Origin of the sequence: Faecalibacterium sp. 7, assembly GCF_049562865.1 — a bacterium.
In the GTDB taxonomy this organism is placed as follows: domain Bacteria; phylum Bacillota; class Clostridia; order Oscillospirales; family Ruminococcaceae; genus Faecalibacterium; species Faecalibacterium wellingii.
Genome location: NZ_CP186911.1, coordinates 2,544,293 through 2,571,019 on the forward strand (window position 1 = coordinate 2,544,293; position 26,727 = coordinate 2,571,019).

The window sequence follows — 26,727 nt, forward strand, 5'->3', positions numbered from 1 at the left end:
GTACCATTCTGCGACGCCGGAAGGGGGTCCCCATGCGCAGAGCAAAACTCCGCCGCTTTTTCCGCATTGCGGCAGCTTATCTTCTGGTTGCCATTCTGGCTGCGCTGGGATGGCTCTGGCACAGTCTGCCCTCTGAGATCCTGCTGGAGCCCGGGCAGTCCCTTTCCCTGCCCCGCTTTTCCTTCATCGAGCCTCTGCGCAGCACCGGCTCCCGCAATGCAGCCAGCACGCAGGCTGTTGGCAGCTATCAGGTCACTTTGTCGCTGGGCGGCTGGCTGCCCATCAAAACCGTGCGCGCCCTTGTGGAGACCCGGCCTGCTGTCACAGTCTGCGGCACACCTTTCGGAGTCAAAATGTTCTCAGAAGGCGCACTCATCGTGGGCTTTTCCGATCTGAACACGGCCAAAGGCACCATAAACCCCGCCAAGAAAGCCGGGCTTCGGCTGGGTGACCGCGTGGTGCGCATGGACGGCGTTCTGACCGAGACCAACGATGCGGTGCACGATGCACTGGAAGCCGCAGCAGGCGCCCCGGTGCGGCTAATCTATATCCGCGAGGGTGAACAGTTCCAGACTCAGCTCACGCCCGCATGGGACAACACCGCCGGGCAGTGGCGCGCCGGGATGTGGGTGCGTGATTCCTCCGCAGGCGTAGGCACCATGACCTTTGTGGACAACGATGCCGGGGTGTTTGCCGGTCTGGGGCATCCCATCAGCGACAGTGATACCGGCGAAAGCGTTGCGCTGCGCAGCGGCGAGATCGTCCCCTGCCAGATTGTGGGGTGTACCAGCGGCACCGTAGGCAGCCCGGGTGAGCTGAAAGGCCGCTTTCTGAGCACCCATGCGCTGGGCAGTATCTGCATCAACGGCGAGACCGGGGTCTATGGCCGGACACGCACTGTATTTTCCGGCCCGGAAGCAGAGATCGCTTTTGCGCAGGAGATCGTGCCCGGCGATGCAGAGATCTGGACCACAGTGGACGGAGAAGCGCCCCAGCATTACCAGATCCGTATTGAAAAGGTAAACGATGCCGACCCGCACCGCAACATGATCCTGCATGTGACGGACCGGAGGCTTCTGGCAAAGACCGGCGGCATCGTGCAGGGCATGAGCGGAAGCCCCATCCTGCAGAACGGCAGGCTGGTGGGTGCTGTGACCCACGTACTGGTAAATGACCCGACACGCGGCTACGGCATTTTTGCGCAGACCATGCTGAAGCAGGCGCATTCCATTGAAAAAACAGACGATGCTGCGCAGCCATAAAGCTGATTTGCAAAAAAATTTGCGCATTTCGATTTTCTTTGCCAAAATTTGCCAATATAAGCCGTTGAAAGTTCTGGAAATTTATGGTAAAATCCATGGTGTTAAGGGAACTGCACACATTGGAGGAAACAACCATGGACAAAGTGAGATTTTTGATGTCAGACACTGGTGCACAAATTACTGCCGCCTGCCGTGAGGCACTGGAGCAGAAGGGTGTGGATGTGACCGTCGTGGAAAAGGACGGCAACAAGGTGCTGCAGAAAATGCTGGCTGTGCGTCCGTAGGTAGTGCTGCTGGATGCCTTTATGCCCGGGCTGGATGCCCTGGCAGTCAAGCAGCGCTACAATGCCGCCGGGGAACGGCACACTTCCTTCTTCGTGACAGGCGCTTTCCAGAGCGAGGAAATGGTTCAGGAGCTGCTGGATGAGGGATTTTCCTACTATTTTGTAAAGCCCTTTGATGAGACCGTGCTTGCCGCCCGGGTCCTCAAGGCTGCGCTCGGGACGGAAAACCGCATCCTGCACACCAGCGTGGACAGCGATGAACTGACCGTGACCGAGATCCTGCACCAGATCGGCGTGCCTGCCCATATCAAGGGCTACCAGTTCCTGCGGGATGCCATCCTGCTCACCATGAACGAGCCGGAGTATATCAACGCTGTGACCAAGCGTCTGTACCCGGAAATCGCCAAGAAAAACGGCACCACCGCCAGCCGGGTGGAGCGCGCCATCCGCCACGCCATTGAGGTGGCATGGGACCGGGGCGATGTGGACACCCTCAACAGCTACTTCGGCTACACCATCCATAACCTGCGCGGAAAACCCACCAACTCGGAGTTCATTGCGATGATAGCTGATAAGATGCGGCTGGATAAGCGGCAGCGGGTGGGGTGAGTGTCGTTCCCGCACAATTCAGCGTTCCACCGTTTTTATTGATACAAGTTGTTCCATAATCTTCCTGCTTAAAAGCCGATGCTGCACGCACCGGCTTTTTCTTTGGGTTCCTGTCTTTCATAGAATCTGCTGCCGCTCATATTCTGATAAGAGCAAGCCATGCAGGCAAAGGAGGTTTTGCCCTTGAAACGATCAGAATACCTTGCCCGGCGCAGGCGGGCCAGAGTGGCAGTGATGATGTTGTTTGCCCTTATCATGGGGTTTGTATCTGCTGCGCCGCCGGTCGTCACCGGATGTCAGGCGCAGGATCTGACCCCGGTACCGGACACCTCGGTGCTCTCCCCTGCCATCTCTGTTCCGGTGCAGGCAGAGCCCGCTGCCCCTGTCCTTCCGGAAAAGTGGGTCTGCCTGACCTTTGATGACGGCCCCAGCAAGACCACGCCGGATGTGCTCAATGCCCTGAACGCTGCAGGGGTGCACGCCACCTTTTTTGTGGTGGCTACCGGTCACAACGAGAAGTATCTGCCCTTGCTCACCGAAGCGGTCAGCGCCGGACATCAGATCGCACTGCACTCTGCTTCCCACGAGTACAGCGATATCTACCGCAGCAGCGAAGCCTACTGGGCGGACATTGCACTGCTGAAGGAGCGCATTGCTCCCTATGTGGACGCAGAAAGCATCCGGTATTTGCGGTTCCCCGGCGGCAGCACCAACACGGTGAGCCGACGCTACGGCGGGAAAGGCCTGATGAAACAGCTGAAAGCCGAAGTAGAGCAGAAGGGCTGGCAGTGGGTGGACTGGAACGTGTGCGCCGAGGACGCCGTAGGCGGGCACCCCAGCGCGGACACCATTTACCGCAATGTGGTGCGGGAGACCGGGCAGCAGACGAACTGCATCGTTCTGATGCACGATTCCGCCACCACCCGCACCACCGCCGAGGCGCTGCCCGACATCATCCGGTGGTATGCGGATCAGGGTTTTGCGTTTTTGACGGTGGCCGAAGCGCTGCCGATTGGGTAAACAATTTTAATGGCCTCCGTTTCACTCTGGCCATATTCAGAGGAAAAGTCACTTTTAATATTGGGCCTTCCGAAAATCTGCGGATTTTCGGAAGGCCTTTTTCACAGAGAGGTCGCAGTGGGAAGCTGCGTTTTCTTTTGAAGAATGCCGTGAATCCATCCGGCCTTTCCCCTGAAAAAGCAAAAGGGGAAGTGTCCGCAGACGCTTCCCCTTTTGCAAATTAAAACGATTTTTCGCTATGAATGGCAGAGCGCACGCGGAGCCATTTTCAAATCATTCGTCCGCGTTCTGGCAGAACAGCGAGAAGGTACGGTAGGCCATGTACAGGTCGGTCTTGTGGATGACCTCGAAGGGCGAGTGCATGGACAGCACCGGCACACCGATGTCCAGCACGGGAATCCCCCGGTTTGCCACATACTTGGCAATGGTGCCGCCACCGCCAAGATCCAGACGGCCCAGCTCACCGATCTGCCAAGCCACATCGTTGGCGTCCAGCAGGCGGGTGATGTCCCCTACCAGCTCGGCGTTGGCGTCGCTGGCAGAGCTCTTGCCGCGGCTGCCGGTATACTTGAAGAATGCCACACCGCGGCCGGCGTAGGTGCCGTTCTGCTTTTCAAAGGCACCTGCCCAAGACGGGTCGTAGGCAGCGGTCACGTCCGCAGACAGGCAGACGCTGTTGCGGAAGGCAAGGATATCGTCCTGACCGGCAGCGCGGCACAGCAGCTGCATGAAGTGGAACACATACATGCTCTGCATGCCGGTGACGCCGTCGGAGCCGATCTCTTCCTTATCGGTCAGCACGCAGACGGTGGTGTGCACCGGGTCTTTGGTCTCGATCTCTGCCATCAGTGCGGGATAGGCGTCCACCCGGTCATCGTGACCGTAGCCGCCCACCATGGCGCGGTCAAAGCCCACGTCCCGGGCCTTGTAGGAGGGCACCACCTCGATCTCGGCACGGGTGAAGTCCCGCTCGGTGATGCCGTACTTTTCGTGCAGCAGCATCAGGGTGTTGAGCTTGACGGCTTCCTTGATGTCGGCGTCCTCCACGGCATCGGAACCGATGAGGACGTTCAGCTCTTCTGCCTTGATGCCCTCGCTGAGCTTGCGGTCGTTCTGCTCGGCACCCAGATGGGGCAGCAGGTCGGTGATGCAGAACACGGGGTCGCTCTCATCCTCGCCCACGCACACCGAAACGCTGGAGCCGTCTGCACGGGTGAACACGCCGTGGATGGCCAGCGGCATGGTGCCCCACTGATACTTGCGGATGCCGCCGTAGTAGTGGGTCTTGAAATAACTGAAATGGTCGGCCTCGTACAGCGGATTCGGGCGCAGGTCCAGCCGGGGGCTGTCGATGTGGGCAATGACCAGACGGAAGCCCTCTTCAAAAGATCTCTGTCCGATGGTAGCGGCCACCACCGCCTTGTGCTCCTGCACAAAGTAGATCTTCTGGCCGGGGGCATAGGTCTTTTTCGGCTCGAACTTCTCGTAGCCGGCTTCCAGCAGCATTTTTTCGCTGACGGCAGCCGCTTCGCGCTCGGTTTTGGCGGCGTTCAGAAACGCCTTGTAACCCTCGGCAAAGGCTGCAGCTTCCTTCTTGACAGCGGTGTTCTTGTCGGCAGCATACTCCGGCTTATAAAGCAGCTGTTCGGCAGCCTGCTTTGCGGTAAGTTTTTCGCTCATTTTCCTTATCTCCTCTCAGCTTCCTGCATAGATGCGCTGATATTCCGCATAGCAGGAAGTGATCTTTTTTACGTAGTGGTTCATCTGGCTGTAAGGGAAGCCCTGCAGGGTCTCGCCGTCTGCGGAGTGCTCTTCCATCTGTAAAAGAGCATCTACCGTGCCCCACCCGCTGTGATAAGCAGCAGCGGCAGTGGCAACATCGCCGTTGTAGCGCTCCATGCACAGGTGCAGGTAATAGCATCCGAACCGGATGCTGGTCTCCGGGTCGTAGAGGTTTGCAAAGAGCAGTCCTTCGTCCGGTGCAATTTTGCTGCGCAGCCAGATAAAGGTCTCCTCGGTCATCTGCATCAGGCCCCGGGCATCCACAGTGGAGGTGGCCTGCGGGTCAAAGCCGCTTTCGGTGCGGATGAAGGCATCCACCAGAAGCGGGTCGAGGTCGTAGGTGTCGGCCCACTGCTCCACCAGCGCTTCGTACTTGCGGGGGTATAAAAGCCGTTCTGCCCTGCCCCACAAGTTGGGCACCAGCACAAACAGCAGGATCAGCGCCATGCCCAGCAGGAACAGCCTGCGGCTGCGCATTTTTTTGCGGCGGCGTGCCTTCTGGGCGCGGAGAGCGCGGCGAATGCGGGCCGCCTCCGGGTCGTACTGCGGTGCAGGATCTTGTTCGTTATATCGTTCGTTCAAAGCTCTTTTCCCGCACCTCCTTCTGCCAGAAGCTTCCCACACAGCTCCTCAGCCGCAGCCTGCAGGTGTGCAAGGTCTGCGTCGTTGCGCAGAACGTAGTCTGCCTGTGCGGTGAGCACGGTTTCCGGCGTCTGTGCGTTCAGGCGGCGGGCAGCCATTTCGGCCGAAATGCCGTCCCGGGCCACGATGCGGGCCACACTGGTCTCAAAAGGTGCCGTGACCACGCACAGGCGGTCGCACTCGGCCTGTGCCGCAGTCCCCACGATGACCGCACCATCCAGCACGAACAGCGGTGCTCCGCCATCCAGCGCCGCCTGCTTTGCCGCACGGATGCGGTGGACGATCTCCGGGTGGGTCAGGCTGTCCAGCGCTGCTTTGCCCTCAGGGGTGGCAAAAGCGCGGTCGGCCAGCAGGCGGCGGTCCAATGTGCCGTCCTGTTTTAAAATGTCCGCGCCGAACCGCTGCGCCAGCTTTGGCAGCAGCGGCGAGCCGGGCAGTAAAATTTCGCGGCTGATCTGGTCGGCGTCGGCCAGCGGCACGCCGTGGGCCGAAAACACCGAGGTGACCGTAGATTTTCCGCAGCCGCTGCGGCCGGTGATTCCCAAACAGATCATAGCTTGATCACCCGGAAAGCCGCGGCGCGGATCAGGCGATTGTACACCGCCATGGAAAGGCCGTCTTTTCTGGGACAGCGGGCGTAGACCACCGCATCGCCCTGCTCATCCAGCGCACGCAGAGAGCGGAAGATGTGCTTTGCCTGATCGGCACCGTCCCCCTCGCGGCCATACTCCACGCAGGGCACACCCAGCTTTTCCGCCTCGCCGGTGAAGCACAGGCAGCTGGGATTCTGGTCAGCGTGGGCGTCCACATATGCCTTGAACTGCTCAAAGGTGCCGTCCAGCAGGGTCACATCTGCCTTGGGCGCATAGTGCTTGTACTTCATGCCGGGGCTGCGCACCACAGCACCCTCCGGCAGCTTTTCAAGGATGGCCTTGGACACTTCCACCTCTTCACCGAGGGCACGTTCCAGATCTTCCAGCGTGATGTGGCCCGGGCGGAACAGGGTGGGCTTTTCGCCTACCACCGACACCACGGTGCTTTCCACGCCCACATCGCACTCGCCGCCATCCAGGATCAGCGGCAGGCGGCCGTCCATATCGGTGAACACATCCTGCGCGTTGGTGGGGCTGGGCTTGCCGGAAAGATTGGCGCTGGGGGCAGCAAAGGCGCAGCCGCTCTTTTCAATGACTGCACGGGCCACCGGGTGGCTGGGCATCCGGATGCCCACGGTGTCCAGACCTGCACAGCACTCCGCTGCCACCTCCGGACCGCGGGGCATGATGATGGTGAGCGGGCCGGGGCAGAACGCCGCCATCAGCAGCTGGGCGCGCTCCGGCACCTCGCTGACAAGGCCGGGCAGCATTTCCGGGCCGGTGACATGGACGATGAGGGGATTGTCCTGCGGACGTCCCTTCGCCACAAAGATCTTTTTGACCGCCTCGCCGTTGCGTGCATCGGCAGCAATGCCGTAAACCGTCTCGGTGGGCAGCGCCACCAGCTCGCCTCTCTGCAGCAGGGCAGCCGCTTTTTCAATGCTTTTTTCTTCTGCAGCGGATAAAACTTCAGTCTTAAATTCCATACGGATCATCGTTCTTTCTATCTGTAAAGTATTTTTGCTTTTCAGTATATTTCAGCAGTACAACGTATTATTTTTGAAATCGCATTTCAGTGCTGTTCGTTGAGCTTCTGCAGCTTTTCGGTCTGTTCCCGGGTGGCAAGCGCATCGATCACATCGTCCAGATTGCCGTCCATGATCTTATCCAGATTGTGCACGGTCAGGCCGATGCGGTGGTCGGTGCAGCGGTCCTGCGGGAAGTTATAGGTACGGATCTTCTCGCTGCGGTCACCGGTGCCCACCTGCCCCTGCCGCTCCGAATTGATGGCGTCCTGCTGCTGTTTCTGTTTCTGTGCCAGCAGGCGGCTGCGCAGGATCTCCAGTGCCTTATCCTTGTTTTGGAACTGGCTGCGCTCGTTCTGGCATTCTACCACCGTGCCGGTGGGGATATGTGTCACACGGATGGCACTGGAGGTTTTGTTGATGTGCTGACCGCCCGCGCCGGAGGAACGGAAGGTGTCGATGCGCAGGTCTTTCAGATCCAGTGCAAAGTCCACTTCCTCGGCCTGCGGCATAACGGCCACCGTGGCGGTGGAGGTGTGGATGCGGCCCTGGGTCTCGGTCTCCGGCACGCGCTGCACCCGGTGCACACCGCTCTCGTACTTGAGGCGGTTGTAGGCCCCGGCACCATCCACCGAGAAGATGGCTTCCTTCACGCCGCCAAGCTCGGTCTCGTTCAGGTTGAGCATTTCCAGCTTCCATCCCCTGCTTTGCACATACATGGTGTACATGCGCAGCAGACTGTGGGCAAACAGGGCCGCTTCCTCGCCGCCTGCGCCGCTGCGGATCTCCACAATGACATTTTTGCCATCGTTCACATCTTTGGGCAGCAGCATAATTTTGAGATTATTTTCCAGTTTTTCCACATCTTGACTTTTTTCGCTGATTTCCTGCTGTATCATCTGTTTAAAGTCCGAGTCAAGAGCACCAGACTCTTCCAGCAGGGCTTTTGCCTGTTCCAGATGATCCTGTGCAGTCTGCCACTCCCGGTAGGCCTGCACAACAGGCTCTGCGTCGTGATACTCCCGCATCAGCTTGCGGAACAGCGCAGGGTCGGCAGCGGCATCCGGCTGGTTCAGGCGAACGGAAAGCTCCTCAAAGCGATGGCAGACAGCATCCATTTGGGTAAACATGTTCGGCATAATTCCGGCAGTTCTCCTAACAACTCAAATCTGCATCTGCAGCGCAGCAGGACGCCCCGGCAGGGCACGTCTCAGACCCGCACATGCAAAGGCATACGTTTCCCATGCGAGCTGTGCCGGACGCTAGACCTGCCCGGGCTTTATCACCTTTTTGATGTTCTTTTCAATTTTAGCACGCGGCAGCATCACCTCATGCCCGCAGCCAGTGCACCGGATCTTGAAATCCATGCCGACGCGCAGCACTTCAAAGCTCTGCGCACCGCAGGGGTGCTTTTTGCGGGTGAGGATGGTATCGCCTACAGCAATGTCCATAACCTTGGCTTCTCCCTTCTGCCTGCCTTTTTCAGTCGTCTGTGGGCAGGCGGCGCGTGTGTGCGCCCCCGGTGTGCCGGGCACAGCGCATACAAATATAGTATAATGCAAAGCCACATAAAATGCAAATATCCGCAATAGCAGATGCATAAGTTTTAATGAAATGGAGCTGGCTTTCCCAGACGGCACCTGTCCGGCTCCCAAAAACAACAGAAAGAGGAATGAAAGATGATGCATGCATATCGTACCGAAGGCAGCTACCGTTCTGCTGCCCGCATGACCGCCGCCGAGCTGCGCGCCGCCATGGCCAGCCGCGAGATCCTGCAATCCACCGCTCTGGCCTTTGACACCCAGCGTCAGCTGCGGTTTGAGCTGGGCGGAGTGAAGGCCGTGATGCCCTTTGCCCAGTGCGCCGACGGCGCCGAGAACGGCACCGTGCGGGACATTGCCGTACTGACCCGGGTAGGCCGTCCCACCTGCTTTGTCATTGAGTCGCTGGACACCGACGAGACCGGACAGCCGGTGTACCGGCTTTCCCGTGCTGAGGCACAGCGGATGTGCAAGGCCGACTATCTGGACGCCCTGCAGCCCGGCGATATCCTGCCCTGCACGGTGACCCACATTGAACCTTTTGGTGCCTTTTGTGACGTAGGCTGCGGCATCAGCGCCCTGCTGCCCATCGACTGCATGTCGGTGAGCCGCATCTCCTCCCCTGCCGACCGGGTGAGCGTGGGGCAGCAGATCCTATGCGCCATCAAGAGCCGGGACCTGCAGGGCCGCTTTGTGCTGACCATCCGGGAGCTGCTGGGCACCTGGGAGGAAAACGCCGCCGGGTTCACCGTGGGCGAGACCGTGGTGGGCATCGTGCGCAGCGTGGAGGAATACGGCACCTTCATCGAGATCGCACCCAATCTGGCCGGCCTTGCGGAGAGCTGTGCCGACCTGACCCCCGGGCAGGCTGTCAGCGTCTACATCAAGAACATCCTGCCGGAAAAGATGAAGATCAAGCTGGTGATCGTGAACCATTCCCTGAACCAGCGCCACCGGTTCGAGCTGAAATACTTCATCACCGAGGGCCGTCTTGACCGGTGGGTCTACTCCACACCGGAAAGCCCGAAGCGGATCGAGACAGATTTTGCCGCTGCGGCTTGCAATCCGGCGTGAAACCCTTTATACTATAAAAGAAAAGGAATGCAAGGGGGATGTATGGAACGATGGCCGCTAATGATGCTTTTACCGCCGGTGTACGTCCCGGCGGGCTGACCAGCAGCACCGAGATCCGGCTGCTGCTGTGCTATCTGGTCAAAAATGCCGGACCCATTGCCCGGCAGGAGATTGAAAACGCCCTGATGGAAGAAGCTCTGGTGAATTATTTTGAGATCGGCTCGTGTCTGGACGATATCACCAAGCAGCAGCTCGTCACCCTGACAAAGGGCAGCTACACCATTACCGATAAGGGCCGCAAGGTCGCGCAGGAGCTTGCCTACGACCTGCCCCGCAGTGTGCGGGAACGCGCTGTGGCCGCTGTGCTGCGCTGCCAGACCTGGGCCCGCAAGGAGGCCAAGTACAGCGCCAGCATCACCGAAAAGGCAGACGGTCACTGCACCGTGCGCTGCACCGTGAAGGGGCTGGATGCAGAGCTGTTCTGTCTGGAGCTGGGGGCTCCCGACCGCCTTTCGGCTGACCTGATCAAAAAGCAGTTCATCCTCAAGGGCAACGAGATCTATCAGATGCTGATCAACAAGCTGACCGAAGAAGAGAAGTAACGATTTGGAATGGCCGCCGCGCACGCTTTAGCCATAAACAGCGGAAATTTCATGATTTTATTTGCGGTTTGGAAGTGTCTGCGGACACCTCCAAACCGCTTTTTTCACGAGAAGTACCCAAATTTCAAACTGCATTTTTCCTTACGACCTTTACTGTGAAAGCCAAAAACCGGAAAAGTCCGCAGACTTTTCCGGTTTTTGAATATAAAAATAATTCCGCTGAGCATGGCCAGAGTGAAACGGAGGCCATTCAAACTACAAAATCAAATCAGGATGCAGATGAGCCCGGTACAGCCCTCATTGATGACCCGTTCCAGCGTTTCCTGCAGCCGGATGCGGGCCTCCTGCGGCATATGCAGCAGCTTGCTCTGCAGGCCCTCGTTCACCAGCTCGTGCAGGCTCTTGCCAAAGATGTTGGATTCCCACAGTTTCTCCGGGTCGTCCTCAAAACCGGCCAGCAGGCTGCGGGCAAGCTCCTCGCTCTGCTTTTCGGTGCCCACGATGGGGCTGAGTTCGGTGTGGATAGTCGCCTTCAGCATCTGGATGGATGGCGCGCAGGCTTCCAGACGGACCCCATAGCTTGCCCCCTGCCGCACGATCTGGGGCTGTTCCAGCTTCAGCTCGCTGACCGAAGGCATCACAATGCCGTAGCCGGTGGCTTCCACCTGCTCAAGGGCACTGCGCACCTTCTCGTACTCACGCTTCGCCCGCGCCAGCTCCATGATGCAGGGCATCAGGCCCGCTTCATCACCAATGGCAAGGCCGGTCTGCTCGCTCAGCACCTGATAAAAAATCTCCGGTTTTAGCTCCACCGTGATGCGCACGCTGCCGGCCGCAAGGTCGATGCCGCTGATGGACGACCGCTGCACCGCGTCACATTCCAGCGCAGGTGCGTTTGTTCCGGAGGGTACATCCTTCATGCGGGAGACCTTCTCTGCCAGCTGCATGGCGGCTTCATACACCTGCGTCTGCAGCCAGTGGCCGTTTTCCAGCATCGTGACCCAGCGCGGCAGGGCAAAATCCAGCTCCCTCACCGGAAATTCGTACAGGACCTGCCGCAGGATGCTGCCAAGTGCCTCCGCGTCCAGATCCACGCAGCTTACCGGCAGAACGGTGTGGTCGTAGTCCCGGGCCATGCCCTCGGCCAGCTGCTTCGTCTCCGGGGCTTCCGGGTGAGTGCTGTTGAGCAGGATGATGTAGGGCTTGCCCAGCGCATCCAGTTCTTCCACGATGCGCTTCTCGGTTCTGGCATAGCCCTCCCGCGGGATGTCGCTCACCGAACCGTCGGTGGTGACCACGATGCCGATGGTGGAATGTTCACAGATCACCTTGCGGGTGCCCGTCTCGGCGGCAAGATCGAAGGGGACCTCGTGGTCGAACCATGGGCTCTTGACCATGCGGGGCCTGTCGTTTTCCTCGTGTCCCATGGCCCCCTCCACCATGTAGCCCACGCAGTCGATGAGCCGCACCCTGCACTCGCCGCCGCCCTCCAATTGCAGGGGCACGGCCGTTTCCGGGATGAATTTCGGCTCGGTGGTCATGATGGTACGGCCCGCGGCCGACTGCGGCAGCTCGTCCCGGGCACGTTCCCGGGCTGCCGCCGGGCCGATGGCCGGCAGCACCAGCTGCTCCATGAAACGCTTGATGAAGGTGGATTTGCCGCTGCGCACCGGGCCCACCACCCCAATGTAGATATCTCCGCCGGTGCGTGCGCCGATCTCACGGCAGATGCCATTCTGTTCCTGATTTGCCAAATTGCTCTCCCCTTCCCGTTTGCGCTGTGCACCGGACAGGTTTCCGGTCCGCTTGTTGTATCGTATGAAACAGGGCGGGGCATTATGCCGGAACGATTTTAGATGCCCTCCGCCTTGCTCTGGGCATATTCAGCGGAAAATTTATTTTATAATTGCAATTCAGGAAAATCTGCGGATTTTCCTGAATTGCTTTTTCACAGATGGGGTCGTAGAGGGAAACAGCATTTACAGCGCCGCTTTCTGCGAAAGCGCGGCGCTGTGGAATAGGCTTTTTCGTTTGCTTTCAGCATGCTGAACCCTCTCAGGCTCACATTCGTTCGCCAGCTCCCCCGAAGGGGGAGCTTTTTGCAGTAACGGCGCAGTTTCCAGATAAAATGCAAGCCTTGCGGATGCGTCAGAAGCTCCCCCTTTCGGGGGAGCTGGCAAATCCAGAGGATTTGACTGAGAGGGCGAGGATGCTTTCCCTTCTCCCAAGGGGACGGCTGAACTTCCTCTGGCAAAGCCGGACACCTTCTTTATTGCAATCGATACTGATGCCATGCAAAAGCCGTTTTCCGTCACAGCCCCATCTGTGAAAATGGTCTAGCAGAATGCCCGCAGGCATTCCGCTAGACCAAAATCTAAAAATAATTTTCCGCTAAGAATGGCAGAGCGAAGCGGAGCCATTTTAAATCGTCCAACAAAAAGAGAGCTGCCGCGCAAAATGCACAGCAGCTCTCGGTATGGTTCCTATGAAATTACGGGGTCAGACGGTTGGGGCCGCGGAACAGGAACTCGGCGTCCTTGATGGTCAGGCCGCACAGCAGCATGGTCAGGCGGTCGATGCCCAGACCGAAACCACCGTGGGGCGGGCAGCCATACTGGAAGAACTCCAGATAGAACTTGACATCCTCGGCCAGACCCTTTTCCTCAGCCTGCTTCTTCAGCACCTCGTAGCGGTGCTCACGCTGGGCACCGGTGGTGATCTCCACGCCACGCCAGATCAGGTCGTAGCCCTGGGGCACGCCGTTCTCATCCCGCATGTGATAGAACGCACGCTTCTCGGCGGAATAATCGGTGATGAAGAGGAACTCGTGACCGTAGTGCTTCTTCACCCACTCATAGCTCAGGCGCTCGGCCTCAGTGGTCAAATCGCCCTTCTCGCTCTCATCGACGGTATAGCCGAACTCTTCTTCCAAGCCCTTGTACAGGTCTGCCAGCTTGACCACCGGGAACGGAGTGGTGGGCACGATGACTTCCTGACCGAACATCTCCTTGATCTGGTCGCCGTAGTTGTCCTTGACGGCCTGCAGACCGGCAGTCAGCAGCTCCTCTTCCATCTTCATCACGTCTTTATAGGAAGTGATGTAGCTGAACTCCAGATCGAAGCCGGAGAACTCGGTGGAGTGCTTGTTGGTGTAGCTCTTCTCTGCGCGGAACACGGGGCCGGTCTCGAAGATGCGCTCAAAGCCGGCAGCCATGGCCATCTGCTTGTAGAACTGGGGGCTCTGTGCCAGATAGGCATTGCGGTCGAAGTAATCCACCTTGAACACCTCAGAGCCGCTCTCGCTGGCAGCAGCGATCAGCTTGGGGGTGTGGATCTCGATGAAGTTACGGTCCAGCAGGAACTTGCGCATGGCGTTGACGAAGCAGCTCTGTGCCTTGAACATCAGCTGGTTCTCGTCGGTGCGCAGGTCGATCCAGCGGTAGTCGATGCGCTGGTCGATGCTGGAGCGCTCCACAGCCTTCTTTTTCTTGGTGGCTGCGATCTCCTTGCGGACGATGGGCAGTGCATCGGCAATGCTCTCGATCTCGATGGACTCGGGGATCATCTCCACGCCGCCCATCTTGACGTAGTCGTTTTCCACCACCTTGCCGGTGACGGTGATGACGGAATCCGGGGTGAGCTTATCGATGGTATCCACCAGATCGGGGTGATCTTCCTTTTCCACCGTGATCTGCAGCTTGCCGGTAATATCCTTCAGCACGATGAAGGCCATATACTTGCTGTTGCGCAGGTTCTCGATAAAGCCCTGCACCTTGACCGTGCCGCCGATGGCCTTCTGGGCCTCGTTGATATAGGTGCGTTCCATAATACAGGAATCCTCCTTTGACGTCTTGTGTACTGTTTTATTATACGCTTTTCCGGGGATAAATCAAGAGATATGGCGAACGAACTCCTTCCGTCATCGCTGCGCGATGCCACCCATTCCCCTTTTTGTCACTGGCGCGACATCTTCCCCCGGCCGGGGGAAGTCTTTCTCAAGGAGGGAGGCTTTGGCATGGCGGCAGAAGGAGTCACTTTTTCTCATCGTGCAGAGTGCCCGTGCCGCCCTCCACCACGCCGTCGTGCCTGAGCACAGCCGCAATGGTGCCGAAGAAGCATTTCACATCCAGCCCAAAGCTCAGATGCTCCACATACCAGCCGTCCAGCTTTGCTTTCTCCGCGATCTCCAGCTCATCGCGGCCATGACTCTGTGCCCAGCCGGTCAGGCCCGGGCGCACATCGTTGGCATGGTACTTGTCGCGCTCGGCCAGCAGATCATACTGGTTCCACAACGCAGGCCGCGGGCCGATGACCGCCATATCCCCCACAAAGATGTTCCACAGCTGGGGCAGTTCATCCAGACTGGTCTTGCGCAGGAAATGGCCCATCCGGGTGATATACTGGTCCGGGTCGTGGAGCAGGTGGGTGGGCATATCGTGGGGCGTGTCGATGCGCATGGTGCGGAACTTTAAAATGTAAAAGTGCTTTTTGCCAATGCCCACACGTTTCTGTTTGAAAAACACCGGGCCGGGCGAATCCAGCTTGATGGCCACAGCCAGGATCAGAAAGAGCCATGACAGGCAGACCATGCCGCACAGGGACAGCACGATCGCCAGCAGGCGCTTGATACCGTTACGATACATGAGCTTCCTCCATTTTTTTGCCATTGTTCTGTCAAGGTGTCCCTGAAAAGTCGAAAAGATCGTCTATTTCTTTGTTTTCAGATACACCCTGGAACAGCGTTACCAGTATACCAGCATCCTTCTCCATTTGCAATCGTATACCGTAACAGATGCCGGTATTTTGATGATTTGGCTGCATTCTGCCGGTTTTATTGCAGAAAAACGCCGGTTTTGTCTCTTGTTTTGTGCGGCAGAAGGACGTAAGATAAAGAAAATGAGAAGTCAACTCCCCCAGTCTCGCTTTCGCTCGACAGCCCCCTCACTGAAAAAGACTCTCCCCGCGCCGGGGAGAGATGTCGCCAAAGGCGACAGAGTGGGGAGCACTGGCAAACCCGCAGGGTTTGACTGAAGTAGTTCCAACAGGAGGTTTCACGTTTATGATCCAGCATTTCCGTTTTGGCGCTCCCCTGCCCACCGACAGCGTGGTGCAGGACATTCCCGTTTCCGCCGGGCCGGTGCCCTTCCTCACAGCCGAAGAAGACGGCTGGGCCTACCGGATGGCTCCGGATGCCATCGTATACGGTCTGGGCGAAATGCCGCGCGGCATCAACAAGCGCGGCTGGCACTACATTACCAACAACACCGATGAAGCCCGCCACAGCGAGGATAAGCTTTCCTACTATGGTGCGCACAATTTTCTGCTCATTGACGGCGGTGCTGGTCGTGAATGCTTTGGCGTGTTCATCGATTTCCCGGGCAAAGTGCGTTACGATATCGGCTACACCGAATACGACACCCTGCGCTTTTCTACCGAAGAGCCGGACTATGAGCTTTACATCATTACCGGCGACGACCTGAACGATATCAGCCGCCAGTTCCGGCAGCTCATCGGCCGCAGCTATATCCCGCCCAAGTGGGCCTTTGGTCTGGCACAGAGCCGCTTTGGCTACAAAACCGCTGAGGACGTGCGGGAGGTGGCCCGTCAGTACAAAGAGAACGATCTGCCGCTGGATATGATCTGCATGGACATCGATTATATGCAGGACTACGCGGATTTTACCGTAAACAAACAGCGCTTCCCGGACCTTGCCGCTCTGAGCGCCGAACTGAAGGCACAGGGCATCCGGCTGGTACCCATCATCGATGCGGGTGTGCGCATCGACCCGGCAAACCCCGTCTGTGCCGAGGGCCTTGCAAACGGTTACTTCTGCACCAAAGCCGACGGCACGCCCTTTATGGCGGCGGTGTGGCCCGGCAAGGCTTACTTTGCGGACTTCCTGCGTCCGGAGGTGCGGGAGTGGTTCGGCCGGCAGTACAAGGCGCTGACCGACTGCGGCATCGAGGGCTTCTGGAATGATATGAACGAGCCTGCGCTGTTTTATTCGCCGGAGCGGCTGAAAGCCTTCTTTGCGGACATGCACGCCCTAAGCCGGAAGGACAACATCGTGCAGGATGAATTCTTCGGCAAGGTGGTAGGCGGCGCGCTGGGCCTGATGAACGCCCCCGCGGACTACGCCAGCTTCTACCACGACGTGGATGGCCGACGGGTGCGCCATGACAGGGTGCACAACCTCTACGGCGGCAATATGACCCGCGCGGCAGGCGAAGCCTTTACCAGCCTGCGCCCCGGCAGACGCACTTTGCTGTACAGCCGCTCCAGTTTCATCGGCAGCCACCGCTACGGCGGCATCTGGCTGGGTGACAACGCTTCCACATGGGCACAGCTTCTGGCCAATATCCAGATGATGCCCAATGTGCAGCTCTGCGGCTTTTTGTACACCGGTGCCGACCTGTGCGGTTTTTCCTACGATACCACGCCAGATCTGGCCCTGCGCTGGCTGGAGTTCGGCCTGTTTACCCCGCTGATGCGCAATCACTCTACCGATGGTTCCCGGATGCAGGAATACTACCGTTTTGCGGACATGCTGCCCGCCCTGCGGAAGATGCTCCGGCTGCGGTATGCCCTGCTGCCCTACCTTTATAGTGAGTTCATGAAGGCGGCACTGGAAAATACCAGCTACTTCCGGCCATTGGGCTTTGACTTCCCCGCCGACCCGGACGCCCGCGAGGTACAGGACCAGCTGCTGCTGGGCGAGGGTGTGATGGTAGCGCCTGTCTACACCCAGAACGCCAGCGGACGCCATGTCTACCTGCCCGAGTCCATGAAGCTCTACCGCATTCGCAGTGTGGACGACTACGACACCGAGCTTCTGCCCGCCGGGCACCATTATGTCCGCTGTGCACTGGACGAGGTCCTGCTGTTCATCCGCCCGGGCCATGCCGTGCCGGTGGCAAGACCCGCCAGCTGCACCGCCCAGCTGGACGATACCAGCCTGACCCTGTGGGCCTGCCCGGACGAAAGCGGCAGCGCCCGCTGCCGGATGTACACCGATGACGGCGAGACGAGCGATTTTGCTGCACCGGATCACTGGAAGGTGCTTGGATCCAACTGAAAAGCCGTTTTCCTGTGGCATTGCCGGAAAAAGCTGTCTTTTTTCGGCGATGCCACTTGTATTTTTCTGCGCCGCGCGGTATAATATGCCTTCGGTTCCCTTTATTTACGAAATATTTACATTTCAGATGCTGTCCTCCTAAGCAGTGTGCAATGCTTCGGAAAACAGCTTCTCCGCGTAAACGATAAAAAGGAGGCACTCTTCTCATGGCTCAGACAAGCCGCTCCGCTGACCTGACCAGCGGCCCGATGCTCCAAAAGATCATCCTGTTCTCCATCCCGCTGGCAGCTTCCAGCATCCTGCAGCTGCTGTTCAACGCAGCGGACGTAGTGGTCGTGGGCCGCTTTGCGGGCAGCACCGCACTGGCGGCAGTGGGCTCCAACGGCTCCCTCATCAATCTGCTGGTGAATCTGTTCGTGGGGCTTTCGCTGGGCGCAAACGTGGTGGCCGCACGCTGTTTTGGTGCAAAGGACGAGCGCGGTGTTCAGAACACGGTGCAGACCTCGGTGACGCTGGGCCTTGTCAGCGGCGTGCTGCTGGCCGTGGTGGGGTTCTTTGCGGCCCGGGGCCTGCTGGAGCTGATGAGCTGCCCGGAGGATGTGATCGATCTCTCTGCGCTGTATCTTAAAATCTATTTTATCGGAATGCCCATGACCATGCTGTACAATTTCAGCTCGGCACTGCTGCGCGCCGTGGGTGACACCAAGCGTCCCCTGTACTGTCTGGCGGCGGCAGGCATCATCAATGTGGTGCTGAATCTGGTGTTCGTCATTGGCTTTTCCATGAGCGTGGCAGGCGTGGCACTGGCTACCATCATCAGTCAGACCGTCTCCGCCTGCATGGTGACACGGATGCTGATGAAGGAGGAGGGTGCTCTGCATCTGGATCTGCATCATCTGGGCTTCCACATGGGTGCCCTGAAGCAGATTTTGCTCATCGGCCTGCCTGCCGGTCTGCAGAGCACCGTGTTCAGCCTGTCCAACGTGGTCATCCAGTCGGCTATCAACTCCTTCGGCTCCACGGTGGTGGCAGGCAGTTCGGCCTCCGCCAATCTGGAGGGCTTCGTCTATACCGCCATGAACGCCTTTTCGCAGGCAGCGGTGACCTTCACCAGCCAGAACATGGGCGCACGCAAGTACCAGAACCTGAACCGCGTTGTCCTCAACTGCCTGCTGTGCGCCATCGTCACCGGCGTGGTGCTGGGCGGCGGCGCAGTGCTGGCAGGCACCCAGCTGCTGCACTTCTACTCCTCGGATGCGGCGGTCATTGCCGCCGGATACGAACGCCTGCGGGTGATCTGCGGCACATACCTGCTGTGCGGCATCATGGACACGCTGGCCAGCAGCCTGCGCGGCCTTGGCTACAGCGTGCTGCCCATGGTGGTGAGCCTTGTGGGCAGCTGCCTGCTGCGTCTGGTGTGGATCGCCACCCTCTTCCAGCTGAACCGCACACCGTTCATGCTGTACATCAGCTACCCCATCAGCTGGGTGCTGACCGCCGCCGTGCATCTGGCCTGTCTGCTTGTGGTGCGGCACAAGATGAAAAACAAACTTAAACTATCCATCGACTGAAGAACAGGGCTGCATCCGTTTGGGGACGCAGCCCTGTTTTTTACAAGTCTTTTTTCAGCAGATACCGGTCGTATCCGCCATACATTTCCCGCCGGGAGACGATGGCAAAGCCCGATGCAAGGGCGTTGTTCAGGCTGTACTGGTTTTCCGGGCTGACGGTGGCCCCGATGTGGGTGATTTCTTCCGGGAAGAGCGGCAAGGCTGCTCCCAGCATGAGCCTTTGCAGGCCGTTGCCGCGAAAGTCTGCGTGGACGATGGCGCTGTCGGCATTGGCCCAGTGCTCCCACTCGGTATGCGGGACGTCCATGAAGGCCGCGTAGTTGTGCTCGCTCTGCCCGCAGAAGCGCACGATGAGGTACCCGCCCAGCCTGCTGCCCTGCCATGCACCAATGCACAGGTCCTTGCGGACATAGGTCATGATATTTTCCAGCGTGTCCGGCACGAACTGCTCGGGGTGCGGCATGGCGGCGCGCACCTCATTCTGCAAAGCGTACACCGCCGGGGCTTCCTCTGCCGTACAGCGGCGCAGCAGCATGGGCACCGGCGGCTCTGCGGTTTTGCCGCATATCCTGTGCAGAAAAATTTCCATCTTGCTATCCCCTCCAAAATAAAATCGTACTTTTGGGCCGATTCCAGTATAAATGCCGCTTTTATAAATGTCAATTTATGCTATAATAAAGTAGAAAGGGGTTTTGCGGTGCATGGCCGTGGTCACAAAGCGGGGCCGTGCGCCGCAGGGCTCCAAGTCCCGGCAGTGCCCTGCGCTGCCTGTGAACGGAGGAACCAAACCATGAAGGAATCTGCACTTGCATCTTCCAGCCGGTTGGGCGGCGCTGTCATCAGCGACCGCATCGTTGCCAGTCTGCTGGAAGAGCTGCGCACCGGGCGCTATGCCCGGGCCGATCGTCTGCCTGCCGAGGTGGACCTTGCCGCCGAGCTGGGCGTGAGCCGCACCGTCATCCGTGACGCGCTGAGCGAAATGGAACGCGCTGGTTACGTGGAGCGTGTGCGCGGCATTGGCACGGTGGTGAACCGTACGGTGCTGAGCCTGCGCAGCCGTCTGGACCAGAAGCTGGAATACTACCCGCTGATCCGCAGCTTTGGCAGCTACCCCCACGCCGACGGCATTCAGGTCTTTCCCATCCGTGCCGGGGAGGAGCTGGCCCACAATCTGGACATCGCACCCGGCGATGATGTGATCTGCATCAAAAAGCGCATTCTGGCCGACACCACCCCGGTGATCTATTCCATCGACTACCTGCCCAGAGCATTGTTCGGTACACGGGATTATACCCGCATCGACCTGACCGGCGGAGTGTTCGATATTCTGGAACGGGAATGCCACCAGCAGATCTCCTCCAACGTTGCCCACCTGAAGGCAAGCTGCGGCGATGACGCCATCCGCTCGGCCATGCGCCTTGCTCCCGGCGAAGCCATGCTGCTGCTGGACGAAGTGTGTTTCAATCGTTTGTGCCGCCCGGTGATGCGTTCGCTGAGCTACTACACAAACTTCTTTGATTTTTCTATCCTACGCAAACTGCTTTAAACGGAGGTATGTACCCATGCGACATCTGATCGACCCGTTGGATTTTACCCAGCAGGAAATCTCCACGCTGCTTGATCTGGCCGACCGCATCCACGACGACCCGGCAGCCTATCAGGACGCAGCCAGCCACAAAAAGCTGGCCACCCTGTTTTATGAGCCCTCCACCCGCACCCGCCTTTCCTTCGAGGCTGCCATGCTGAATCTGGGCGGCCATGTGCTGGGCTTCCCCAGTGAGAACGTATCCAGTGCAAGCAAGGGCGAGAGCGTAGCCGACACCATCCGCGTGGTGTCCTGCTATGCGGACATCGTGGCCATGCGGCACCCGAAAGAGGGCGCACCGCTGCGTGCAAGCCGCTACTCCCGCATTCCGGTGATCAACGCGGGCGACGGCGGACACCAGCACCCCACCCAGACCCTGACCGACCTGATGACCATTCGCCGCCGCATGGGACGGCTGGATGATCTGACGATCGGCTTGTGCGGCGATCTGAAGTTCGGCCGCACCGTGCACTCCCTCATCAAGACCATGGCACGCTGCAAGAACATCCGCTTCGTGCTCATCAGCCCGGAGGAGCTGCGTGTGCCGGACTACATCGTGAAGGACGTGCTGGAGGCCAACGGCATCCCCTACAAGGAGACCCGCAGTCTGGAGGAATCCATGCCGGAGCTGGACATTTTGTACATGACCCGTGTGCAGAAGGAGCGCTTCTTCAATGAGGAGGACTACATCCGCCTGAAGAACAGCTACATCCTCACCAAGGAAAAGATGAGCCTTGCAAAGCCGGATATGGCGGTACTGCATCCCCTGCCCCGTGTTAACGAGATCGCGCTGGATGTGGACGACGACCCCCGCGCCGCTTATTTTGAGCAGGTGCAGAACGGTGTGTACGTCCGCATGGCACTGATCATGACCTTGCTGGGCCTGCGCGACCCCAAGGCACCTAAGGAGGAAAACTGATATGCTGAACATTGACGAGATCCAGAATGGCATCGTGATCGACCACATCAAGGCAGGCACCGCTGTCGGCCTGATGGATCTGCTGGGCATCGCGGGCAACCGCACCGCCAGCGTGGCACTGATCCAGAATGCACGCAGCAACAAGAGTGAAAACGGCCGCAAGGACATCCTCAAGGTGGAGGGCGATGCTTCCTGGCTGAATCTGGATGTGCTGGCCTACCTTGACCCGAACATCAGTGTGACCATCATCGAAAACGGCAAGGCTGTGCGTAAGGAAAAACCCAAGCCTCCCAAGCGCCTGGTGAACATCGTGCGGTGCAAGAACCCCCGCTGCATCTCCTCCATTGAGGAAGAGTGCGATCAGATCTTTGAGCTGAGCTCCAACGGCAAGTATCGCTGCATCTACTGTGAGCAGGAACTGCAGGTAAAGCCGGAGTAAATCGAACCAAAAAAGAGACCGCTGCACGTGATTTCACACGATGCAGCGGTCTTTTTCATTGCTTTATGATCTTTTATCGGCTGTCATTTCAGCAGTGTGCTGTGGTCTGCGCCGTTCACTCGCAGAGCCGACGATGCGCCGTCGTTGTTCCAGACCACCGTTGTGCCCTGAGTGCACACGCCCAGCAGCTCCACGGCAGAGACCGACGCCGTGCGCTCCTGCGTGCAAAAGAGCATGGTCTGCATCCCGTGGCTGCGCAGCCGACACAGTGCATCATAGGTCATTTGCAGGGATGCAAACGCGGCATCCGCCTTCACGGTCACCGTGCCGTCCTGCCAGGTCAGCGTGTACGCCACTGCCTTGCCCGCCGCATCCGTGACGGTCAGGCCCGTGAGCGCATCCAGACGGCCGCTGTTGACTGACTCCACCGCGGGTGTTTCCCCTGCTGTTTTGTCGCCCGGCAGAGAGATATCCTTGCCGTCGGTATTTCTCCGGTCAATGGAAGAGCCCGGCAGCAGGCCGTCAAAAGCCTGCTCTTCGCCGTTTGCACCAATGGCAACGCCATCCTTGCCTGCAACGGCAGAGATGGTGACCTTGCCCTCAATGGTGATGTCGGCATCCGCTTCCGCAGCGTCCTCGTCTGGGTCAACGAGTGCGCCGCTGCCGATGGCTGCGCCGCCCTTGCTGGCATCTTCACCGTCCTGACCCGGCTCCGGGGCACCGCCCACAGCGGACACATCCGGGGTCGTCGCCGTTGCTGCGGATGGTAACACGGTTCCGGGCATCCTCGTTTCCTTCCAGATCCGCGCCGCCTCCGATTCCGGCACCGCCGCCCACACCGCCAGCTGCGCTGACCGTCGTTCCGCCTTCAATGGTCACATCGCCTGCCGATGCATAGCCGCCGCCAATGCCTGCGCCGTTTGCGCCGCCCTCGGCGTTGACCGTGGCATTACCGGAGATATTCACCGTCACATTACCAAACACACCGCTGCCGATGCCCGCAGCACCCTCGCCGCCGGTGGCATTGTCCACCTTGGCGTTGTCGGTGATGGTCACCGTACCCGTACCGCCGAAACCACCGCCGCCAATGCCCGCACCCTGGGCACCGCCCTGAGCGTTTTTCACCTCGGCATTACCAGAGATGGTGATGTCGGTCTTGGAGTTGTAATAGCCGTTGCCGATGCCTGCGCACCCACCGCCGCCAGTGGCTTCCTCGATCACGGCGTCACCGGTGATGGTCACCGTGGCGTTGCCGTAGCCGCCGCCACCGCCAATGCCCGCACCGCAGATAGCGTTCGGGTTGTCCGAGGAGCCGCCCTGAGCCGTGATATTGCCGCCCGAGATGATCACCGTGCCGTCGCCGCCGCTGCCACCGCCGCCAATGCCTGCACCGTCCAGCGTTCCGGTGGCGGTGATGGTGCCGCCGGTGATCTCGATGGCACCGGAATTGTTGAGGTTTGCGCCGCCGATACCTGCGCCGCCGTAGCCTCCGGTGGCGTCCAGACTGCCGTTCTTGTCCTCATCCTGAATGGTCAGCTTGCCGCTGACCACGTTCCCGGCGGAGTCCTTTTCCTCGTTCCGCTCCAAGCCCGCGTGCCAGCCGCTACTTTCCAGCGTGTTGCTGCCGTCCAGCTCAATGGTGGTGTCGCCGGTGCCGGAGACGCTCACGGCTGCGTCACCTTTTGTGTCCGTGATGGTAACATCCGAGAGGGTGACTTTCAGGTCGTCGTCCGTGTTGTTGATGACGTCCACCGCGTTGCTGGTGCCTGCATTGCTGCCCGTCACCGTCACGTCGTCGTCCTTGTCGGTCACGTTTTCGTTCTGAGTCACCTTGGCGGTGCCGTCGCCGTTGGCTTCAATGGTGATGCTGCCCGCGCCGATGTCGTAAACTTCGGCAAAGGCCGGAACAGCCGTTCCCGCCATCAGTGCCGCCGCCACGGCCAGCGCCGCCAGTCTCCGGGTCATTGGCTTTCCTTTTTTTCCCCCCCCCGAACGCAGGGCGCGTGGTTCAGGGCACGCATGGCAAGATTTCGATACGAGATCATAGAACACTGCCTCCTTCATAATTGGGCAAGCACCGTGCAGTCTTTTGCACGCTTTGCCAATTTGATGCAAAAATGCTTTACAAGTTCCAATATAGCACTTTTTTTGTCAAGATTCTACAGTCTCCGGGGAATTTTAGGTGAAATTTTGTCACACAAAAAAGCTGCCGCGCAAAATTTGCACAACAGCCTTTCCATTTTGCAGCAGCTGTTCTTCCGCTGCAACGATCTTCAGAAAATTCCGATGAAGCTTTTCGCGGCGTGAATCACAGACCCGGCCGATGCCCCGTTCCCACACAGGGCACGGGCCGGGCCAACCTTTATGTACAGCAAAGCCCCAAAGACCGCCGCCAAAAGCGCCATCGGATACACTGCGCGGCCCGTAGGCCGGCAGGAAATCAGCAAAGGGAAAGCGGACAGCTTAACACGCACCACTGTCCGAAGCACCGCCGTATGTAAAGTGTTTCCTGAGTTGCCTCAGCCGCAATCCACTCTGCCCGTGCAGGCATCACCTTTACCGTTTTTCAGTATAGCACGGTTGCGGTCCTGTTGCAGAAAACTTGTCATAAACTGTCGGTACTCATGTCATGAATTGCACACCGGGATGGCACAGGTGAAGCGGAACCAGCGGTCGCGGCAGCTGACCGTATACTCTGCGCCGTACTTGCGCAGCACCTCCTGCACATTGGCAAAGCCCATGCCGTGGCCGCTCTCCTTTTTGGTGGTGCCGGGCAGCTTGTTGTCCTCCAGATCCAGATCATCCTGCACGCGGTTGCGCACCGAGAGCAGGTACTCCTCCGGTGTTTTGCGGATGCGCACATGCACCTCCGGCGGCAGGGCCTGCGCTGCGGCACGGATGGCATTGTCCAGCAGATTGGACAGCACGATGACCATGTCCATGCCATCAAAGGGGATCTCCTTGAGGTCGCACAGGTCAAAATAGACTGTCACACCCTTTTGGGCCGCTTCTTCGTACTTTTTGCTCAGGATGGAATCCAGCAGCGGGTTGTGGGTGTCCATGATGGTGGTGCCTGCCGCCACCAGTTTGCTCACACTTGCAAGGTAGGTGCGGGCTCCCTTCAGGTCGTCCTGATCCAGCAGCGCGTTGAGAGCGCTCATGTGGTTGGTAAACTCGTGGGTCAGGCGGCGCTGCTCCGTGTAGGAATCCAGCAGTGCTTCTGCACGCTGCTGCTCCAGCTGAGCACGGTAGCGGGAGTTCTGCCGCTGCACCACCTGATCGTTGAACATCTGCACGATGGCGATATGCACCAGCACCGCCACGCTCATGCCAAAGGTCAGCAGCATGGTCACCAGGGTGGCGGGCTGCCGGGTCCCTGTGACCATCAGCACAATGTTCAGCACCACAGCCACCCCGGGGAAAAAGGACATCACCAGCGCCTGCAGCGGCTGCAGAGCACACTTCTGGTTCCAGCTGTACAGGGAATGCGCAACTGCTGCACCCACGATGAAGTTTGCGGCGCACAGCGCGATCAGGCAGCCGGGGTGCTGCCATGCTTCGCCGGTGCGCACTCCTGTAAACCAGGAATAGGTATAGTTGACCGTGTTCTCCACCAGCAGGCACATGGTGCCGTTGATCAGGCAGGCCGTGAGCTTATCCGTCATTGTTCCGCCAAACAGCTGCGCGGTAACGAACAGATACAATACATTGAGCAGAATGGCCTGCACATTGAAAAATGACATTCCTGTTGCGAGTGACAGGCCCAGCTGCCCCATACACAGCAGCTCTGCCCACAGCACCGGCCAGCGCAATTTTCCCCTGCCAAGGTAGGCCCATTCTACCATAATAAAAGCATTCGCCTGAACCAGACAGACCAGATGCCCGAGCAGCGCCTCTGTGAACACCTCACTCATCGACGTACTGCCCCTTCCATTCCAGATATGCGCTGCGGATAGCGGCATAGCCCGGGCGGCTGATGCTGAGTTCCACCCCGTTTTTCAGCGTCATCTTATAGCTGCGGATGCCACACACATATTTCATGTTGACCACATCGCTGCGGCTCACCTGCAAAAAGCCGTTCTCGTACAGCATCTGCGGCAGGTCGGCAATTTTGCCGTAGTAGGTGCAGATGGGCTGGCGGGGGATGTCGCCATAAACGTTGATCTGGCGCAGATCACTTTCCAGATAATAGATCTGATCCAGCGGGATCTCTGTGGCAGCGCGGTTGTGGTGCACCGTCAGGATCTTGCGCTGGTCGGTCAGCTCGGCCAGCAGGTCGTCCAGACAGCTGGGCAGGGTGTGCACAATGTCCCGCTTGAGCAGGTAGCGGTATGCGTTGACCGTATAGCCCTCCAATGCAAATTCCAGATAGGCCGATACGTATACCAGCTTCAGCCCGGGACATTTCTGCTTGAGCTGGCGCCCCAGCACCATACCGTTCACGCCGGGCATGTCCACATCCAGAAACGCCAGCTGGTACAGCTCCAGCTCCGGCGTTTCCAGCGCCTGCCCCGCGCTGGTGCAGACGGCAGTCTGTACCAGAATGCTGCGGGCCGCAAAGTAAGCGGCCACATATTCTGCCATGCGGGTGCCAAAGGCCGCATCGTCATCACAGATCAGAATGTGCATCCCGGAAAGCTCCTTTCTTCTGCAAAAAGCCCCTCTTATTTATGGAATAAGAGGAGCCTTTCGTTAACCTGCTTG

At 58.9% G+C, this 26,727-nt stretch carries 23 protein-coding genes and 1 pseudogene; 10 read left to right on the top strand and 14 right to left on the bottom strand.

Annotated elements, in window-relative coordinates:
* Window positions 1-32: 32 nt before the first annotated feature.
* The 3 genes and pseudogenes from spoIVB (at window position 33) to ACKXF7_RS12620 (ending at window position 3,175) form a co-directional block, all read left to right on the top strand.
* On the top strand, window positions 33-1,262 hold the full coding sequence (spoIVB, locus tag ACKXF7_RS12610) for a SpoIVB peptidase (RefSeq protein ID WP_339394803.1): 1,230 nt from the start codon (window positions 33-35) through the stop codon (window positions 1,260-1,262).
* A gap of 134 nt (window positions 1,263-1,396) precedes the next feature.
* Window positions 1,397-2,155 (top strand): annotated as a pseudogene (gene spo0A, locus ACKXF7_RS12615) (sporulation transcription factor Spo0A).
* A 183-nt stretch (window positions 2,156-2,338) separates the two neighbouring features.
* A complete protein-coding gene (locus tag ACKXF7_RS12620) occupies window positions 2,339-3,175 on the top strand; it encodes a polysaccharide deacetylase family protein (protein ID WP_423741487.1) in 837 nt (278 codons plus the stop codon).
* 273 nt (window positions 3,176-3,448) lie between these two features.
* Here the strand turns inward: ACKXF7_RS12620 and ACKXF7_RS12625 are convergent, their stop codons facing one another.
* The 6 genes from ACKXF7_RS12625 to ACKXF7_RS12650 form a co-directional block, all read right to left on the bottom strand.
* A complete protein-coding gene (locus tag ACKXF7_RS12625) occupies window positions 3,449-4,855 on the bottom strand; it encodes an aminopeptidase (protein WP_423741488.1) in 1,407 nt (468 codons plus the stop codon).
* Between the two features lie 15 nt (window positions 4,856-4,870).
* Entirely contained in the window at window positions 4,871-5,539 is a 669-nt protein-coding gene (locus tag ACKXF7_RS12630) for a lytic transglycosylase domain-containing protein (protein ID WP_423741489.1), read from the bottom strand.
* On the bottom strand, window positions 5,536-6,153 hold the full coding sequence (gene coaE, locus ACKXF7_RS12635; protein WP_423741490.1) for a dephospho-CoA kinase: 618 nt from the start codon (window positions 6,151-6,153) through the stop codon (window positions 5,536-5,538). Before coaE ends, ACKXF7_RS12630 begins: the two co-directional genes overlap by 4 nt.
* A complete protein-coding gene (locus tag ACKXF7_RS12640) occupies window positions 6,150-7,178 on the bottom strand; it encodes an L-threonylcarbamoyladenylate synthase (protein ID WP_423741491.1) in 1,029 nt (342 codons plus the stop codon). The genes coaE and ACKXF7_RS12640 overlap by 4 nt, the downstream gene beginning before the upstream one ends.
* Before the next feature lie 86 nt (window positions 7,179-7,264).
* On the bottom strand, window positions 7,265-8,356 hold the full coding sequence (gene prfA, locus ACKXF7_RS12645) for a peptide chain release factor 1 (protein WP_418266226.1): 1,092 nt from the start codon (window positions 8,354-8,356) through the stop codon (window positions 7,265-7,267).
* A gap of 123 nt (window positions 8,357-8,479) precedes the next feature.
* A complete protein-coding gene (locus ACKXF7_RS12650) occupies window positions 8,480-8,668 on the bottom strand; it encodes a DUF951 domain-containing protein (protein ID WP_339394797.1) in 189 nt (62 codons plus the stop codon).
* 228 nt (window positions 8,669-8,896) lie between these two features.
* Here ACKXF7_RS12650 and ACKXF7_RS12655 point away from each other — a divergent pair, with 228 nt between their 5' ends.
* On the top strand, window positions 8,897-9,832 hold the full coding sequence (locus ACKXF7_RS12655; RefSeq protein ID WP_418266227.1) for a S1 RNA-binding domain-containing protein: 936 nt from the start codon (window positions 8,897-8,899) through the stop codon (window positions 9,830-9,832).
* A 50-nt stretch (window positions 9,833-9,882) separates the two neighbouring features.
* On the top strand, window positions 9,883-10,434 hold the full coding sequence (locus tag ACKXF7_RS12660; RefSeq protein WP_316543760.1) for a DUF4364 family protein: 552 nt from the start codon (window positions 9,883-9,885) through the stop codon (window positions 10,432-10,434).
* Window positions 10,435-10,697: 263 nt separating this feature from the next.
* Here the strand turns inward: ACKXF7_RS12660 and spoIVA are convergent, their stop codons facing one another.
* The 3 genes from spoIVA to ACKXF7_RS12675 form a co-directional block, all read right to left on the bottom strand.
* On the bottom strand, window positions 10,698-12,188 hold the full coding sequence (spoIVA, locus tag ACKXF7_RS12665; RefSeq protein ID WP_418266228.1) for a stage IV sporulation protein A: 1,491 nt from the start codon (window positions 12,186-12,188) through the stop codon (window positions 10,698-10,700).
* Window positions 12,189-12,925: 737 nt separating this feature from the next.
* A complete protein-coding gene (aspS, locus tag ACKXF7_RS12670) occupies window positions 12,926-14,260 on the bottom strand; it encodes an aspartate--tRNA(Asn) ligase (RefSeq protein WP_423741492.1) in 1,335 nt (444 codons plus the stop codon).
* Window positions 14,261-14,465: 205 nt separating this feature from the next.
* Window positions 14,466-15,077 carry a sugar transferase gene (locus tag ACKXF7_RS12675; protein ID WP_423741493.1) on the bottom strand — a complete coding sequence of 204 codons (612 nt, stop codon included), beginning with the start codon at window positions 15,075-15,077 and terminating at the stop codon, window positions 14,466-14,468.
* 416 nt (window positions 15,078-15,493) lie between these two features.
* Here ACKXF7_RS12675 and ACKXF7_RS12680 point away from each other — a divergent pair, with 416 nt between their 5' ends.
* Both ACKXF7_RS12680 and ACKXF7_RS12685 read left to right on the top strand, forming a co-directional pair.
* Entirely contained in the window at window positions 15,494-17,509 is a 2,016-nt protein-coding gene (locus tag ACKXF7_RS12680; RefSeq protein WP_423741494.1) for a TIM-barrel domain-containing protein, read from the top strand.
* A gap of 206 nt (window positions 17,510-17,715) precedes the next feature.
* Complete coding sequence (locus tag ACKXF7_RS12685) at window positions 17,716-19,080, top strand: MATE family efflux transporter (protein ID WP_423741495.1); 1,365 nt, start codon at window positions 17,716-17,718, stop codon at window positions 19,078-19,080.
* Between the two features lie 40 nt (window positions 19,081-19,120).
* On the opposite strand, the gene ACKXF7_RS12690 is transcribed toward ACKXF7_RS12685, so the two are convergent.
* Window positions 19,121-19,669: a GNAT family N-acetyltransferase gene (locus ACKXF7_RS12690; RefSeq protein ID WP_423741496.1), complete on the bottom strand. Its 549-nt coding sequence runs from the start codon at window positions 19,667-19,669 to the stop codon at window positions 19,121-19,123.
* A 201-nt stretch (window positions 19,670-19,870) separates the two neighbouring features.
* On the opposite strand from ACKXF7_RS12690, the gene ACKXF7_RS12695 reads away from it, so the two are divergent.
* The 3 genes from ACKXF7_RS12695 to ACKXF7_RS12705 are packed head-to-tail and all read left to right on the top strand — an operon-like array spanning window position 19,871 to window position 22,023.
* Entirely contained in the window at window positions 19,871-20,626 is a 756-nt protein-coding gene (locus tag ACKXF7_RS12695) for a GntR family transcriptional regulator (RefSeq protein ID WP_249238624.1), read from the top strand.
* Window positions 20,627-20,642: 16 nt separating this feature from the next.
* Complete coding sequence (pyrB, locus tag ACKXF7_RS12700; protein ID WP_423741497.1) at window positions 20,643-21,584, top strand: aspartate carbamoyltransferase; 942 nt, start codon at window positions 20,643-20,645, stop codon at window positions 21,582-21,584.
* A gap of 1 nt (window position 21,585) precedes the next feature.
* On the top strand, window positions 21,586-22,023 hold the full coding sequence (locus tag ACKXF7_RS12705) for an aspartate carbamoyltransferase regulatory subunit (protein WP_339394786.1): 438 nt from the start codon (window positions 21,586-21,588) through the stop codon (window positions 22,021-22,023).
* Window positions 22,024-22,106: 83 nt separating this feature from the next.
* On the opposite strand, the gene ACKXF7_RS12710 is transcribed toward ACKXF7_RS12705, so the two are convergent.
* The 4 genes from ACKXF7_RS12710 to ACKXF7_RS12725 all read right to left on the bottom strand — a co-directional run bounded on the left by ACKXF7_RS12710 (window position 22,107) and on the right by ACKXF7_RS12725 (window position 26,652).
* Window positions 22,107-22,796 carry a hypothetical protein gene (locus ACKXF7_RS12710; protein ID WP_423741498.1) on the bottom strand — a complete coding sequence of 230 codons (690 nt, stop codon included), beginning with the start codon at window positions 22,794-22,796 and terminating at the stop codon, window positions 22,107-22,109.
* Complete coding sequence (locus tag ACKXF7_RS12715) at window positions 22,717-23,988, bottom strand: hypothetical protein (protein ID WP_423741499.1); 1,272 nt, start codon at window positions 23,986-23,988, stop codon at window positions 22,717-22,719. Before ACKXF7_RS12715 ends, ACKXF7_RS12710 begins: the two co-directional genes overlap by 80 nt.
* Window positions 23,989-24,650: 662 nt before the next feature.
* Window positions 24,651-25,937, bottom strand: a complete 1,287-nt coding sequence (locus ACKXF7_RS12720) for a sensor histidine kinase (protein ID WP_423741500.1) — start codon at window positions 25,935-25,937, stop codon at window positions 24,651-24,653.
* Window positions 25,930-26,652 carry a LytR/AlgR family response regulator transcription factor gene (locus ACKXF7_RS12725; RefSeq protein ID WP_423741501.1) on the bottom strand — a complete coding sequence of 241 codons (723 nt, stop codon included), beginning with the start codon at window positions 26,650-26,652 and terminating at the stop codon, window positions 25,930-25,932. The genes ACKXF7_RS12720 and ACKXF7_RS12725 overlap by 8 nt, the downstream gene beginning before the upstream one ends.
* Between the last annotated feature and the right edge of the window lie 75 nt (window positions 26,653-26,727).